This is a genomic window from Pseudomonas oryziphila, assembly GCF_003940825.1.
Lineage (GTDB): Bacteria > Pseudomonadota > Gammaproteobacteria > Pseudomonadales > Pseudomonadaceae > Aquipseudomonas > Aquipseudomonas sichuanensis.
In genome coordinates this window covers 1,872,284-1,886,475 of the sequence record NZ_CP034338.1, presented here as the reverse complement: position 1 = coordinate 1,886,475, position 14,192 = coordinate 1,872,284, and the positions used below count along the sequence as shown (strand labels likewise).

The 14,192-nt window shown below is 63.8% G+C and carries 13 protein-coding genes; 8 read left to right on the top strand and 5 right to left on the bottom strand.

The window, feature by feature from the left end; genetic code table 11:
* The first annotated feature begins 122 nt into the window (after positions 1 to 122).
* Entirely contained in the window at positions 123 to 1,688 is a 1,566-nt protein-coding gene (locus tag EJA05_RS08955; RefSeq protein WP_125463347.1) for a methyl-accepting chemotaxis protein, read from the top strand.
* A gap of 115 nt (positions 1,689 to 1,803) precedes the next feature.
* Here EJA05_RS08955 and EJA05_RS08950 read toward each other — a convergent pair whose 3' ends face one another.
* From EJA05_RS08950 to EJA05_RS08935, 4 genes are all read right to left on the bottom strand, one after another.
* On the bottom strand, positions 1,804 to 2,688 hold the full coding sequence (locus tag EJA05_RS08950) for a pseudouridine synthase (protein ID WP_125857982.1): 885 nt from the start codon (positions 2,686 to 2,688) through the stop codon (positions 1,804 to 1,806).
* Positions 2,689 to 2,718: 30 nt separating this feature from the next.
* Positions 2,719 to 3,048 (bottom strand): transcriptional regulator, encoded by a 330-nt coding sequence (locus EJA05_RS08945; RefSeq protein ID WP_110993572.1) that lies wholly within the window; start codon positions 3,046 to 3,048, stop codon positions 2,719 to 2,721.
* A 67-nt stretch (positions 3,049 to 3,115) separates the two neighbouring features.
* The gene (locus tag EJA05_RS08940; protein ID WP_125463345.1) at positions 3,116 to 3,352 is read right to left on the bottom strand and encodes a glutaredoxin family protein; all 237 of its coding nucleotides are present in this window, start codon (positions 3,350 to 3,352) and stop codon (positions 3,116 to 3,118) included.
* A gap of 74 nt (positions 3,353 to 3,426) precedes the next feature.
* Entirely contained in the window at positions 3,427 to 4,635 is a 1,209-nt protein-coding gene (locus tag EJA05_RS08935; protein ID WP_125857981.1) for an ammonium transporter, read from the bottom strand.
* 301 nt (positions 4,636 to 4,936) lie between these two features.
* On the opposite strand from EJA05_RS08935, the gene EJA05_RS08930 reads away from it, so the two are divergent.
* The 6 genes from EJA05_RS08930 (at position 4,937) to EJA05_RS08905 (ending at position 11,906) form a co-directional block, all read left to right on the top strand.
* Complete coding sequence (locus EJA05_RS08930; RefSeq protein WP_125857980.1) at positions 4,937 to 5,248, top strand: DUF883 family protein; 312 nt, start codon at positions 4,937 to 4,939, stop codon at positions 5,246 to 5,248.
* Positions 5,249 to 5,257: 9 nt separating this feature from the next.
* Positions 5,258 to 5,632, top strand: coding sequence for a phage holin family protein (locus EJA05_RS08925; protein WP_110993575.1), 375 nt, complete (start codon positions 5,258 to 5,260; stop codon positions 5,630 to 5,632).
* Positions 5,629 to 5,958, top strand: a complete 330-nt coding sequence (locus EJA05_RS08920; protein WP_125857979.1) for a hypothetical protein — start codon at positions 5,629 to 5,631, stop codon at positions 5,956 to 5,958. The genes EJA05_RS08925 and EJA05_RS08920 overlap by 4 nt, the downstream gene beginning before the upstream one ends.
* Positions 5,959 to 6,031: 73 nt before the next feature.
* Positions 6,032 to 7,363, top strand: coding sequence for a deoxyguanosinetriphosphate triphosphohydrolase (locus EJA05_RS08915; RefSeq protein ID WP_110993577.1), 1,332 nt, complete (start codon positions 6,032 to 6,034; stop codon positions 7,361 to 7,363).
* A gap of 279 nt (positions 7,364 to 7,642) precedes the next feature.
* Entirely contained in the window at positions 7,643 to 8,263 is a 621-nt protein-coding gene (locus EJA05_RS08910) for a response regulator transcription factor (protein WP_125463341.1), read from the top strand.
* 58 nt (positions 8,264 to 8,321) lie between these two features.
* The gene (locus tag EJA05_RS08905) at positions 8,322 to 11,906 is read left to right on the top strand and encodes a transporter substrate-binding domain-containing protein (RefSeq protein ID WP_223811927.1); all 3,585 of its coding nucleotides are present in this window, start codon (positions 8,322 to 8,324) and stop codon (positions 11,904 to 11,906) included.
* 32 nt (positions 11,907 to 11,938) lie between these two features.
* Here EJA05_RS08905 and EJA05_RS08900 read toward each other — a convergent pair whose 3' ends face one another.
* Complete coding sequence (locus EJA05_RS08900; RefSeq protein WP_125463339.1) at positions 11,939 to 12,283, bottom strand: YggL family protein; 345 nt, start codon at positions 12,281 to 12,283, stop codon at positions 11,939 to 11,941.
* Between the two features lie 185 nt (positions 12,284 to 12,468).
* Between EJA05_RS08900 and dacB the strand changes: the two genes are divergently transcribed.
* Positions 12,469 to 13,932: a D-alanyl-D-alanine carboxypeptidase/D-alanyl-D-alanine endopeptidase gene (dacB, locus tag EJA05_RS08895; protein WP_125463338.1), complete on the top strand. Its 1,464-nt coding sequence runs from the start codon at positions 12,469 to 12,471 to the stop codon at positions 13,930 to 13,932.
* Positions 13,933 to 14,192: the final 260 nt, after the last annotated feature.

Genomic DNA, 14,192 nt, shown 5'->3' with positions numbered 1-14,192 from the left:
GTGGGCTTAAACCACAATCGCCGCATGCATCCGTTGCGCCAGATCAATGCAAGTGAAATATTCATTCAATAAAACCAGCGGCTTGCCGATACCTGTCGAAAGCCTTGCGGATTGAACAGCCAATGCGTAACAACCAGCCGATTACCCAGAGAGAACGGACTTTCCCTGCCCAACAGCGGTTGATCTCCACGACCAATGCCAAAGGCGTGATCACCTACTGCAACGATGCCTTCGTCGAGATCAGTGGTTTCTCTCGCGAGGAACTCATGGGCGCGGCGCACAACCTGGTGCGTCACCCCGATGTACCGCCTGCGGTGTTTGCCCACATGTGGCAGACCCTCAAGCAAGGCCTGCCATGGATGGGCATCGTCAAGAACCGCTGCAAGTCCGGCGACCACTACTGGGTCAACGCCTACGTCACCCCTGTATTCGAGAAAAACCAGGTGGTTGGCTATGAGTCGGTGCGGGTCAAACCCACCGCCGAGCAGATCCGCCGCGCCGAAGGCCTGTACCAGCGCATCAACCAGGGCAAGTCAGCGATCCCGCGCCGCGACCAGTGGCTGCCGGTGCTGCAGGACTGGCTGCCGTTCATCCTGATCAGCCAGGTCGGCTTCCTGATCGGCAACTGGCTCGGCCACTCCTGGGGCTTCGCCCTGGCCGCCGGCCTGTCGGTCCCGCTGGGCCTGCTCGGCCTGAGCTGGCAGCAGCGCGGCCTCAAGCGCCTGCTGCGTCTGGCCGAACAGAGCACGTCCGACCCGCTGATCGCGCAGATGTACACCGACAGCCGCGGCGTCCAGGCACGCCTGGAAATGGCCATGCTCAGCCAGGACGCACGGATGAAGACCTGCCTGACCCGCCTGCAGGACAGCGCCGAACAGCTCAGCGACCAGGCCCGCCAGTCCGACACCCTCGCTCACCAGAGCTCGTCGGGCCTGGAGCGCCAGCGCGTGGAAACCGAGCAGGTGGCCGCCGCCGTCAACCAGATGGCCGCCACTACCCAGGAAGTGGCCAACCACGTTCAGCGCACCGCCGATGCCACCCAGGAAGCCAACCGCCTGACCAGCCAGGGCCGCAACATTGCCGGCGAAACCCGTGACGCCATCGAGCGCCTGTCGGCTGCCGTGGGCGAGACTGGCCTGACCGTGACGCAACTGGCCAAGGACAGCGACGAAATCGGTGGCGTGGTCGATGTGATCAAGGGCATTGCCGACCAGACCAACCTGCTGGCGCTCAACGCCGCCATCGAAGCAGCTCGTGCCGGTGAGATGGGCCGAGGTTTCGCCGTGGTTGCCGACGAAGTTCGCCAGCTGGCCCAGCGCACCGCCGAGTCCACCGGGCAGATCCACGGCCTGATCGCCAAGCTGCAACAGACCGCCAACAACGCGGTGCAGACCATGGAGACCGGCCACCGCCAGGCCCAGGAAGGTGTCGAGCGGGTCATGGAAGCCGACCAGGCGCTGGTGGGCATCAGCGAAGCGGTCGCCAACATTACCGACATGGCCACCCAGATCGCCGCCGCCACCGAAGAGCAGACCGCGGTGGCCGAAGAGATCAGCCGCAACATCAGCACCATTGCCGACCTGGCCGACCAGACCGCCGGCCAGGCCCAGCGCTCGGCGCTGCTCAGCGAAGAGCTGACCAGCACCGCCGGCACGCAGTACTCGTTGGTGGAGCGCTTCAACCGCTAAAGCCTGAACGAACCATCGCGGGGCAAGTCGCATCGGCGCACCGCCGCTCCCACAGGTACTGCAACATGACCTGTGGGAGCGGCGGTGCGCCGATGCGACTTGCCCCGCGATGCTTTTACCAGTCCAGTTTCAGCCTGCTCTCGAAGTAACGCGCCTCACCCGTCAACGGATCTTCGAAGCGCAGGCTCTGGGCCAGCAGCTTCAATGGCCGCTCATAGTCATCCTGTTCCTCGACCAGCTGCGGGTAGAACGGATCGTTGCAGATCCCCGCCCCCAGCGCCGCCATGTGCACCCGCAACTGATGGGTCTTGCCGGTGACCGGCGACAGTCCATAGCGCCACAACCCACCGTTCTTTTCCAGCACACAGGCATGGGTTTCACTGTTATCGGCCCCTTGCACTTCATGCATGCGGAAGAACGGCTCGCCATGCACCAGGCGGCTGCAATGCACCAAGGGGAAATCATGCTGCGGCAGCGCAGCGGCGATGGCCTGGTAGTGCTTGTCGATGCGCCGCTCGGGGAACAGCCGCTGATAGGCACCCCGGGTTTGCGGGTTGGCCGAGAACAACACCAGCCCCGCGGTGTGACGGTCGATGCGGTGCAGCGGCACCAGGTGCGGGTTGTCCAGCCGGCGGATCAAGCGGCGCAGCAAGGTCTGCTCGACATACTCGCCAGTGGGCGTTACCGGCAGGAAATGCGGCTTGTCCGCCACCACCAGATGCTCATCCATGTGCAGGATCTGCTCCTGTACCGGGATCGGCTTCTCGTTGGGTACTTCACGAAAGTAATGCAGGCGCATGCCCTGGCGGTAGGCAAGGTCGGCGGCAATCGCCTGGCCTTGCGCGTCCAGCACCCGGCCCCGGGCGAAACGGTCCAGCCACTGCTCACGGTCGATGCCCTTGAAGTGATCGCACAGGCAATCGAGCACTGTCGCCCAGCGCCCGGGCGGCAGGCATACCGTGCTGGCTTGCAGGTGGGCAGGGTTGAAAGGCGTGGTCATCGTCGGGCTCTGCTGATCGGGAGCCGGGCATTATCCCCCAGCCTGCGCGGCGCAACCAGCCTCGCCGGCCGGCTCGCAGCGCGCCTTGAGCCAGCGCAGCACCTGCACCGCATCCCAGCGCCCGGGGTCGAACAAGGCGTAGCTCAGGCCTTGGTAGCCAACCACGTCCAGCGGCCGGTGAAAGCCGGCGCGCTGGAACAATGCCTCGATCTCGGCGAAACAGGTATTGAAATGGACCTTGCCGAACGGCGTCTGCTCATCGGTGACGATGCCGTCGAGGCGCAGTTCCAGCACGGCGTCGCACACACGCTCCGGGGCCATGTGGTTGATGCTGTACTTGAGTTGCTCGACATTGAGCATGGCTTCACCTCGATACTGTATTTATATACAGCATACGGAGCAGGCCACGCCGTCGTCAATGCGCGGCTCAGCGCAGGAAGGCCACCACCTGCTCGGCATCGAAGGGCCAGTTCAGCTCGGCCCCGGTATCACAGCGGCGCAATACCGGGATGGTCAGGCTGTAGCGCTCGAACAGCACCTCGGCGTCGGCAATGTCGACCAGCTCGACCAGCAAGCCATGCTCGACGAACGGCATCAACATGGCCTCGGCCACTTCACACAGATGGCACCCGAGGGTGCCGAACAGCTGGCATTCAGGGAGCATGGGGCAAACCCGGAAATCGAAGATAAGGGATGCTTATTCTAGGTCCGTGCTTGCCATCGCGCACCTGCGCCAGGTCAATCCTGGCTGGTGGCGCCAATGCGGTGCAGCGACAGGTCGGCCCCTTGGAACTCCTGTTCGTGGCTCAGGCGCAGGCCGTGCACCGCCTTGATCAGGCCGTACACGACAAAACCGCCGGCCAGCGCTACCAGCACACCGGCCAAGCTGCCAAGCAACTGGCTGACCAGGCTCACGCCACCCAGGCCGCCCAGTGCGGCCTGGCCGAACACGCCACAGGCGATGCCGCCCCACACCCCACACACACCGTGCAGCGGCCAGACACCGAGCACATCGTCGATCTTCCAACGGTTCTGCGCCGCGGTGAAGCACCAGACGAACAGGCCGCCTGCGATGAGGCCGGTGGCCAGCGCACCGATCGGGTGCATCAGGTCGGAACCGGCGCAGACCGCCACCAACCCTGCCAGCGGGCCGTTATGCAGGAAGCCGGGGTCGTTGCGCCCGGCCACCAGCGCCGACACGGTGCCGCCGACCATGGCCATCAGCGAGTTGATCGCTACCAGGCCGCTCACCCCTTGCAGGGTCTGTGCGCTCATTACGTTGAAGCCGAACCAGCCGATGATCAGGATCCACGAACCCAGCGCCAGGAACGGAATGCTCGACGGCGCGAACGCCACCAGCCGGCCATCGCGATAACGGCCACGGCGCGCACCCAGCAGGATCACCGCCGCCAGCGCCAGCCAGCCGCCCATGGCGTGCACCACCACGGAGCCGGCAAAGTCATGGAAGGGTGCACCGAAGCGCGCCTGCAACCAGGCCTGCCAGCCGAAGTTGCCATTCCACACCACACCCTCGAAGAAGGGGTAGATGAACGCCACGATCAACGCAGTGGCGCACAGCTGCGGGACGAACCGCGCACGCTCGGCGATGCCGCCGGAGATGATCGCCGGGATTGCAGCGGCGAATGTCAGCAGGAAGAAGCACTTGACCAGTGCATAGCCATGATCGTTGGCCAGCACTGCCGCGGGCTGGAAAAAGGTCACGCCATAGGCGATCCAGTAACCGATGAAGAAGTACGCCAGCGCCGAGATGGCGAAGTCGCTGAGGATCTTCGACAGGGCGTTGACCTGGTTCTTGTGGCGCACGGTTCCGACTTCGAGAAAGGCGAAGCCGGCGTGCATGGCCAGCACCAGGATGGCGCCCATGAGGATGAACAGGGTGTTGGAGCCATGGACCAGGGAGTCCATCGCGCTGTGCATGTTTTCCATGAAGAGGCAGGCCTGCAAAAAGGCACCAGGACAGTTCAAGAACCGGCATCCCTGCACCGAATCGGTGCCAGGCGCCTGCCCCGCTTCTGTGAGTGGGTGAACGCCTGCGTGGTTTTTTCTTGGGTTTGTCGTGGATTGGGTTAAGGTTTAGCGTGATCCGCAGGGCGGGTGCACGGTTTCGGCGCGCACGCTTGCGAGCGCGCCTCGAACATAAGCAAGCGCTGTACCAGCACATCGCGCTGAACCTTCCGCACCCGCCATCACTCGAAATAGCCACACACATCCACAGGGAGAGGCCCATATGGCCAGCAAATCGGCAAAGACTGCTCAAGACATACTGATGGCTGACTTCCAGGCCCTGGTCCGCGACACCGAGAAATTGCTCGCCGACACCGCCAACCTCGCCGGCGACCAGGCTGACGAGCTGCGCGAACAGATCCACGAGCGCCTGGCCCAGGCCCGCGAAACCCTGCAACTCACCCAGGACTCGGTACGCCAACGCGGCCAGGCGGCCGTGGGCAGCGCCGAGCAATACGTGCAGGAGAACCCTTGGCAGGCGATCGGTATCGCTGCCGGCGTCGGCCTGCTGATCGGCCTGCTGGCCAAGCGCTGAGGAGCCGCCATGGACAACGACGCCATCGGCGCCGGCGCGTCCGGCCGGCGCCTGGGCGCCGCGATGCTGGGCCTGCTGCACAGCCACATCGAGCTGTTCGGCATTGAGCTGCAGGAGCAGAAGGGGCGCACCCTGCGCCTGCTGCTGTTCGCCGGCCTGGCACTGGTGTTCGCCCTGCTGCTGCTCACCGCCCTATCGGGGCTGGTACTGGTGCTGCTGTGGGACAGCTATCGACTGGCCGGGATCATCGGCCTGTGCCTGTTCTACGGCATCGCCGCGCTGTACTGCGGCCTGCGCCTGAAAGCGGCGGTGTTCGATGAGTCATCGCCATTCAGCGCCACGCTCGAAGAGCTGGCCAAGGACCGGGAGCGCCTGCTGCCATGAACCTGCCCGAAATGCCCGACACACGTAACCCGCGTGAGCTGCGCAAGGCGCTGCTGCGCCTGCGCATGGAGATGCACCGCCAGCAGATCAGCCACGAAACCAGCCAGATGCTCGAACCGGCGCGCCGCCTGCGCGGCATGGGTAGCTCGCTTGGCGAGGGCCTGGGGGTCAAGCACGGCTCGCTGTGGGGCCTGGGCGCTATCGTCGCGCTGGGCTTTCTCACTGGCAAAGGCGTGCGCAGTGGCAACATCAGTCGCCTGCTGCAGCTGGGCACCAGCCTGGCGCCACTGATCCGCCTGTTCCTGAGCAGCAGCCGGCGCCCCTGAACGTCGTGCGCGCCCTTGCCAGGGCGCGCCAGACGCAGGAAGCTATGCCGATACAACGACCGGAGATCGAGCCTTGGACTGGCACACCCTGCTGACCCGCGAACGCCTGGGCAAAGCCCTCTACAGCCCAGAAGAGCTTGGCCGCAGCCCCTTCCACAAGGACCACGACCGCATCATCTTTTCCGGCGCCTTCCGCCGCCTGGGGCGCAAGACCCAGGTACATCCGGTCACCAGCAACGACCATATCCACACCCGCCTCACCCATTCGCTGGAAGTCAGCTGCGTTGGCCGCTCGCTGGGCATGCGTGTTGGCGAAACCCTGCGCGGCGCCCTGCCCGACTGGTGCGAGCCCAGCGACCTGGGGATGATCGTGCAGTCGGCCTGCCTGGCCCACGACATCGGCAACCCACCCTTCGGTCACTCCGGCGAAGACGCCATCCGCCACTGGTTCCAGCAGGCCGCCGGGCGTGGCTGGCTGGACGACATGAGCGACGACCAACGCGCCGACTTCCTCAACTTCGAGGGCAACGCGCAAGGCTTTCGCGTGCTGACCCAGCTCGAATACCACCAGTTCGACGGTGGCACGCGCCTGACCTACGCGACACTGGGCACCTACCTCAAGTACCCCTGGACTTCGCGCCATGCCGACGCCCAGGGCTACAAGAAGCACAAGTTCGGTTGCTACCAGAGCGAGCTGCCCCTGCTCGAGCAGATCGCCGGCAAGCTGGGCCTGCCGCAGCTCGAACACCAACGCTGGGCCCGGCACCCGCTGGTCTACCTGATGGAGGCCGCCGACGATATCTGCTATGCCCTGATCGACCTCGAAGACGGCCTCGAGATGGACCTGCTGCAGTACGCCGAGGTCGAAGCGCTGCTGCTCGACCTGGTCGGTGACGACCTGCCGGAGACCTACCGCCAGCTCGGCCCCAACGAATCCCGCCGGCGCAAGCTGGCAATCCTGCGCGGCAAAGCCATCGAGCACTTGACCAACGCCGCCGCGCAAGCCTTCGTCGAACAGCAAAGCGCCCTGCTCGCCGGCCGCCTGCCCGGCGACCTGGTCGAGCACATGCACGGCCCGGCCCAGCGCTGTGTGCTGCAGGCCAAGGACATGGCGCGCAAGAAGATCTTTCAGGACAAGCGCAAGACCCTGCATGAAATCGGCGCCTATACCACCCTGGAAATCCTCCTCAACACCTTCTGCGGCGCGGCGCTGGAACAACATGGCGGGCGCACGCCGTCGTTCAAGAGCCGCCGCGTGCTGGACCTGATCGGCAATAACGCGCCCAATCCACATGGCTCGCTGCATGGCGCCTTCCTGCGCATGATCGATTTCATCGCCGGCATGACAGACAGCTATGCCAGTGAAATGGCCTGCGAGATGACCGGACGCACCAGTCCAACTTGAATCAGGGCGGTGACGGTAGTGTGGTTATTACCTTCACCGCCAAACTTGTAAGACTCTTCCCACAAATACCAAAAGCATTAAACATTAACCTCAAAGACAACTAATTAAACCTGCAAAACCAATCAAACCGCCTAAAAATCCACATTTCTCGTAGCACACACACGCTCTCGCCGTAAGGAATTTCCTATATAAATAAATTAGCCTGAGCATCCCTGCCCGCCACCATTCAACTGAGCTAATGTGCCGACTGCTTTCGCCTCGCCGCATGGAATGTTGAATATGCAAACAGTATTTATCGTCGACGATCATCCCGTTATCCGCCTGGCTATTCGGATGCTGCTGGAGAACCAGGGCTACAACGTCCTGGGCGAATCTGACAATGGTGTCGATGCCATGCAGATGATTCGCGAATACCGCCCCGACCTGGTCATCCTCGACATCAGCATCCCCAAGCTCGACGGCCTTGAGATGCTGTCTCGCTTCCAGTCCATGGCAATGCCGCTCAAGGTCCTGGTACTGACCGCACAATCTCCCGCGCTGTTCGCGATTCGCTGCATGCACTCTGGCGCTGCGGGCTACGTCTGCAAGCAAGAAGACCTGGGCGAATTGCTCAGCGCCATCAAGGCGGTACTGTCCGGCTACAACTACTTCCCCAGCCAGGCACTCAACGCTGCGCAAAAAAACTGCAATAAGGAACTGGAGTTGTTCCGCCAGGTCAATGACCGCGAACTGATGGTGCTGCAACTCTTCGCTCAGGGCCGCAGCAACAAGGAAATTGCCAAGGGCATGTTTCTCAGCAACAAGACAGTCAGCACCTACAAGAAACGCCTTATGCACAAGTTGCAGGCCAGCACCCTGGTGGAGCTGATCGACGTCGCCAAACGCAACGCGCTGGTCTGAGGTCGTGATGTGGAAGTACCTCGGTATATCGCTGCTCTGCCTGAGCCTGGGCGCCCCCATGCCGACTGTCTGCGCGAATATAGACGAAGGCAGGACCTACGCCCTGCTCAGCCGCTCGGCACCGACGTCGATCCACCCCGCCCTGACCCTGGAGCAACGCAACTGGCTGGCCACCCGCCATGAACTGGTACTCGGCACTTCCGCACCTGACTATCCGCCGTTCGACATCGCCAGCGGAGGGCGCGAGTACCAAGGCTTGACCGCCGACTACGCAGGCCTGATCGGCAATGCCCTGGGCCTGCCGGTGCGAGTGCAACGCTTTCCCAGCCGGCCAGCAGCAGTCGCGGCGCTCAAGAGCGGGCGCATAGATCTGCTCGGTAGCGCCAATGGCTATGAAGCCACCACCCAGGGGCTGGCGCTCTCACGCCCTTACGCCATCGACCAACCCGTACTGGTAACCCGGGAGGACGAAACCCGTGCCCTGGACACCGGCCTGGACGGGATGCGCCTGAGCATGCTCTATCACTACCTGCCGTCCGAAGAGATCCGTGCCAATTACCCCAAGGCCGAGCTGCTGACCTTCGAGTCCTCCACCCAGGCGCTCAATGCCGTGGCCTTCGAGCAGGCCGACGTGTTCATCGGTGACACGGTCTCCACGCACTACCTGATCAGCCAGGGGCACCTGCCGCGTCTGCGCATGGCCAATTTCGGCAAGCATGAGGCCGTGGGCTTCAGTTTTGCCATGCGTGACGACGACCCGATGCTGCTGGCCCTGGTCAATGCCGCCCTCGACGCCCAGTCGAGCGCCACCCGCAACGATATCTTCAAGCGCTGGAGTGCCAGCAGCGGCAGCCTGTTGACTGATCGCAAGCTGCAGCTGTCGCCACGGGAAGAGAACTGGCTGCGCGATCACCCGGTAATGCGGGTCGTGGTCAACGACACCGCAGCGCCGCTGACCTTCCTCGACGGTAACGGCCGGTTGCGCGGCATCGTCGCCGATCTGCTCGAACTCATCCGCCTGCGCACCGGCTTGCGCTTCGACATTGGTCGCGCCAGTGGCGATGGCGACATGATCGATCAGCTTGAGTCCGGCCGCACCGACATCATCGCCACGCTCTCCACCGACACCCGCCCAGGCAACCCCCTGCAACTGAGCAGGCCCTACCTGGAAAGCGCCTACGTACTGGTCAGCCGCGACGGCAATCACCAGCCTGCCAATCTGAAGCAGCTCAAGGGCAAGCGCGTCGCGGTACCGCGTGACAGCAGCGTGGCTGCACTGCTCAATGCCAAACACCCATTGATTCATCAGGTGGCCACCGACAGCACCTACTACTCCCTGGCCCTGCTGGGCAGCGGCGCCGTGGATGCCGCGATCGTCACACTGATCGATGCCAACCATATGCTGGCCAGCAACAACGACCTGGTGATCCGCACCACCGTCGGCACCGAGCCTGCGACCTTCGCGCTGGCCACTTTGCCCCAGGCCAGCGAACTGGCTTCGATCCTCGACAAGGCGTTGCTGAGCATCTCTCCGGAGGAACTGGGGGTGATCAACAGTCGATGGCGGGATCACGGCGCGGCCGACGACGCCTATTGGCGCAATTACCGCAGGGTGATCCTGCAGGTGGTCGCTGTCATCGGTGTGCTGCTGGTGCTGGCACTGGTGTGGAATGCCCGGCTGCGCCGCCAGATCAAACAGCGTCAACGCGCCGAGCGGGCGCTCAACGACCAGCTGGAGTTCATGGGTGCCTTGCTCAATGGCACGCCACACCCCATGTACGTGCGTGACCGCGAAGGGCGCCTGCAAAGTTGCAACGACAGCTACCTGCAAGCGGTCGGCGCCAGCCTTGAGCAGGTCATCGGCAAGCGCCTGCAGGACACCCGCTTCAGCGACTGCGACTACACCCGGCAGATCCAGGACGATTACCGACGCGTGATGGAGCAAGGCAAACCCTTGATCCTCGATCGCCCTCTGCGGTTGCGGGACAAGGATCTGACCATCTACCACTGGATCCTCCCCTACCGCGATTCGCTGGGGGAAATGCAGGGCATCATCGGCGGCTGGATCGATATCAGCGAACGTCGCAACCTGGTGCAGGACCTGCGCCTGGCCAAGCAACAGGCCGATGACGCCAACCGCGCCAAGAGCACATTCCTCGCCACCATCAGCCACGAAATCCGCACCCCCATGAACGCCTTGATCGGCATGCTCGAACTCGCCTCCCGGCGCGCCGAACAGGGCCAACTGGACCGCCCGGCCCTGGAGATTGCCCATCACTCGGCAAGGGACCTGCTGGGGTTGATCGGCGATATCCTCGACATCGCTCGGATCGAGTCGGGCCATTTGTCCCTGGCCCCGGAGCCGGTGGACCTGGCAGCGTTGGTCGAGTCCGTCGGACGTGTATTCGACGGGCTGGCCCGCCACAAGGGCCTGGCGCTCGAAGTGGTGATCGCCGCCGAGGCACGTTGCCATGCGCTGCTCGACCCGCTGCGGTTCAAGCAGGTGCTGTCGAACCTGGTGAGCAACGCGATCAAGTTCACCGAACAGGGCCAGGTGAGCATCAGCGTCAAATTGTGCAACAGTGGCGAGCCACTGACCCAGACCCTCGACATGGAGGTCCGCGACACCGGCATCGGCATCCACGAGCAGGAACTCGAGCAGCTGTTCACCCCCTTCGTGCAGGCCAACCCCTACAGCGACGGTGCTCGGGCCGGCACCGGCCTCGGGCTGGTGATCAGCCAAAGCCTGTGCGCGATGATGGGCGGCGAACTGAGCCTGCAGAGCCTGCATGGCGTAGGTACACGGGTAAGGCTGCGCATGCCCTTGCAGTGCGTTTCCCCGGTCGAGTCGAGGCCTCAGGACGCGAACGACATCGAGCGCCCGGATGCACGGCTGAGGATCCTGGTGATCGACGATCACCCGGCCAACCTGTTGCTGATAGCACAACAGTTGAACTACCTGGGCTTGCGCCAGGACAGCGCCCGCGATGGTCGTGAAGGATTGCGCAAATGGCGCGAAGGCTGTTTCGACGTACTCATCGTCGACTGCAACATGCCACAGATGAACGGCTACGAGCTCGCCAGGACCGTGCGCGCGGAGGAACGCCTGCACGGCAGGCCACGCTGCACCTTGGTCGGCTATACCGCCAACGCCCAACCCGAAGTGCGCCAACAGTGCCTGGATGCGGGGATGGACGACTGCCTGCTCAAACCCATCGGCTTGCAGGTGCTCGGCCAGCGGCTGGCGGCCATTGCCCGCAACACCCGGCCGTGCAAGGAGGGCTGCGACGAGTGCGGTCATCGCTTCCACCTGCAGGGCCTGAGCGCCATTGTCGGCGACAGCGCCAGTGACCGCGACCGCATCCTCAGCACCTTGCACCTGAGCCTGCAGCAGGACCTGGGCATCCTGATGTCCATCGACCCGCAGCAGAACGCCGATGCGCTTGCTGCGCAGGCACACAAGATCCTCAGCGCGGCGCGAATGCTGGATGCCAGGTCGTTGATTCAGGCGTGTGAACTACTGGAGGAACCCGGGTTACCCCTGGCAGAGATGAAGTTGTACCGTCAGGCACTGGCACGGCACATGCGCCGTGTGGAGAAAGCCCTGGCCCGGCAATTGGAGCGCCAGGCCGAGCCAAGGTGAGGCGGCGCCCGCTCGGGCACCGCCGCCACGGATCAGGAAGCCGAGTTGATCGGCTTTTCCGGGTACCAGGCGTCCAGCAGCGGGCTGACTTCGATATTGGTCAGTTCGCTGCGGCCTTTGAGCCAGGCTTCGACAGCAGCGCGCTGCGCTTCTTCCACCGAGCCACGGGTAGCCTTGCAAACCAGGCCGAAGTCATCGCCGCCGACATAGTCCAGGCCGTTGGCGTCCATGGCTTCGGTCAGGAAGGCGTCGAGGAAGGCATCGATGGCTTCATCGGACAGGTCTTCCTTGAAACCCAGGTTCAGTTCGAAACCCAGCTCCTGGAATTCATCCACGCACAGTTTCTTGCGCAGACGACGGGAACGGTTGGTAGCCATGAAACAATCCTCTCAAGTATTAACGCGCGGCACTTTACCAGTTTCCGGCGAGCTGCGGCGCATTTGTGTCGAACGGGGCGCATACAGCGTGCGCTTGGGGCATAATGCGCACTCGTTTACGTGTTGGGGCCATCATTCTTACAGCCCCATGGTCTTTTTCCCTCGCCTGCAGGGTTCATCTATCCATGATCAAGACGCTCCGCCCACTATTGCTCGCCGGCCTGCTTCTGCCACTCGCCCTGCCCAGCCAGGCCGCCGCCGTCAACACCAGCTTGCCAGCCAAGGTGCAGCAGGCCCTCAAGACCAACAAGTTGCAAGACTCCGCCCTGTCCCTGGTGATGCTGCCGCTCAACGGCCCCGGCACCGCTACCGTGTTCAACGCCGACGTTTCGGTGAACCCGGCCTCGACCATGAAACTGGTCACCACCTACGCCGCACTCGAGCTGCTGGGCCCCACCTTCCAGTGGAAGACCGAGTTCTACACCGACGGTACCCTGAACAACGGGGTGCTCAACGGCAACCTCTACCTCAAGGGCGGCGGCGACCCCAAACTGAACATGGAAAAGCTCTGGCTGCTGATGCGCGACCTGCGCGCCAACGGCGTGCGCACCGTGACCGGTGACCTGGTCCTGGACCGCAGCCATTTCGTGCAGCCCAACCTGCCACAGTTCAATGACGACGGCGGCGACGACAACAAGCCGTTCCTGGTCAAGCCCGATTCGTTGCTGGTCAACCTCAAGGCGCTGCGCTTCGTTGCCCGCAACGACGGTGGCAAGGTCACGGTGGCAGTCGAACCGCCGATCGCCAGCATCCGCATCGACAACCAGGTCAAGGCCGTGGCGGGCAAGCAGTGCACCGGCGAAGTGCGCTACAACCCGGTGACCCAGGCCGACGGTGTCAGCGTGACAGTCAGCGGCCAACTGGCAGAAGGCTGCAACTCGCAGACTTACCTGTCGCTGCTGGACCACCCGACCTATGCCGCCGGGGCCGTGCGCGCCATCTGGAACGAGCTGGGCGGCAGCATCCAGGGCGCCGACCGCATCGAGAACGTGCCCAAGAGCGCCCGCCTGCTGGCCCGGGCCTTCTCGCCGGACCTGGTCGAAGTGATCCGCGACATCAACAAGTACAGCAACAACACCATGGCCCAGCAGTTATTCCTCAGCCTCGGCGCGCAGTTCCGCACCGATGCCGATGGCGACGATGCCCGTGCCGCCCAGCGCGTGGTGCGTCAGTGGCTGGCGAAGAAAGGCATCACCGCGCCGCACCTGGTGATGGAGAACGGCTCGGGCCTGTCCCGCGCGGAACGGGTCAGCACCCGCGAGATGGCCGCGCTGCTGCAGGCTGCCTGGAACAGCCCGTACGCCGCCGAATTCATCAGTTCCATGCCTCTGGTGGGCATGGATGGCACCATGCGCAAGCGCCTCAAGCGCACGGCCATGAGCGGTGAGGCCCATATCAAGACCGGCACCCTCAACACCGTCCGCGCGATCGCTGGCTTCAGCCGCGACAGCAATGGCAACACCTGGGCGGTCGCAGCCATCCTCAACGACCCCAAACCCTGGGGCGCCTCGCAGGTGCTGGACCAGGTCTTGCTGGACCTCTACCGGCAACCGAAGCTGGCCAACGGCACGGCGGGCATCGCGCCCTGACGTCGAACGGGCTACACGAGCAAACGACAAAGGGGCGCATGGCGCCCCTTTGTCGTATCTGCCTGCGTTTAACTCATCACAGGCTGCGCCCCTACAGTTACAACGCTTGGCGTCAAAGCGGCGCGCATCCTGTGGGAGCGGCGGTTCGCCGCTGCGATTTACCCGCGAACACCGGCAGAGCCGGTGCCATCCATCGCGCCACCTGCTTCGCGGTGGTCCGGCACTCCGGTAAACCCGCTCCCACAGGAATTGCGCCGCTC

Coding starts and splice junctions, on each gene's coding strand:
- EJA05_RS08945 (WP_110993572.1), bottom strand. CDS start 3,048: ATGCTCAATGTCGAGCAACTCAAGTACAGCATCAACCACATGGCCCCG.
- EJA05_RS08940 (WP_125463345.1), bottom strand. CDS start 3,352: ATGCTCCCTGAATGCCAGCTGTTCGGCACCCTCGGGTGCCATCTGTGT.
- EJA05_RS08930 (WP_125857980.1), top strand. CDS start 4,937: ATGGCCAGCAAATCGGCAAAGACTGCTCAAGACATACTGATGGCTGAC.
- EJA05_RS08900 (WP_125463339.1), bottom strand. CDS start 12,283: ATGGCTACCAACCGTTCCCGTCGTCTGCGCAAGAAACTGTGCGTGGAT.
- EJA05_RS08910 (WP_125463341.1), top strand. CDS start 7,643: ATGCAAACAGTATTTATCGTCGACGATCATCCCGTTATCCGCCTGGCT.
- EJA05_RS08935 (WP_125857981.1), bottom strand. CDS start 4,635: ATGGAAAACATGCACAGCGCGATGGACTCCCTGGTCCATGGCTCCAAC.
- EJA05_RS08925 (WP_110993575.1), top strand. CDS start 5,258: ATGGACAACGACGCCATCGGCGCCGGCGCGTCCGGCCGGCGCCTGGGC.
- EJA05_RS08905 (WP_223811927.1), top strand. CDS start 8,322: ATGCCGACTGTCTGCGCGAATATAGACGAAGGCAGGACCTACGCCCTG.
- EJA05_RS08920 (WP_125857979.1), top strand. CDS start 5,629: ATGAACCTGCCCGAAATGCCCGACACACGTAACCCGCGTGAGCTGCGC.
- dacB (WP_125463338.1), top strand. CDS start 12,469: ATGATCAAGACGCTCCGCCCACTATTGCTCGCCGGCCTGCTTCTGCCA.
- EJA05_RS08955 (WP_125463347.1), top strand. CDS start 123: ATGCGTAACAACCAGCCGATTACCCAGAGAGAACGGACTTTCCCTGCC.
- EJA05_RS08950 (WP_125857982.1), bottom strand. CDS start 2,688: ATGACCACGCCTTTCAACCCTGCCCACCTGCAAGCCAGCACGGTATGC.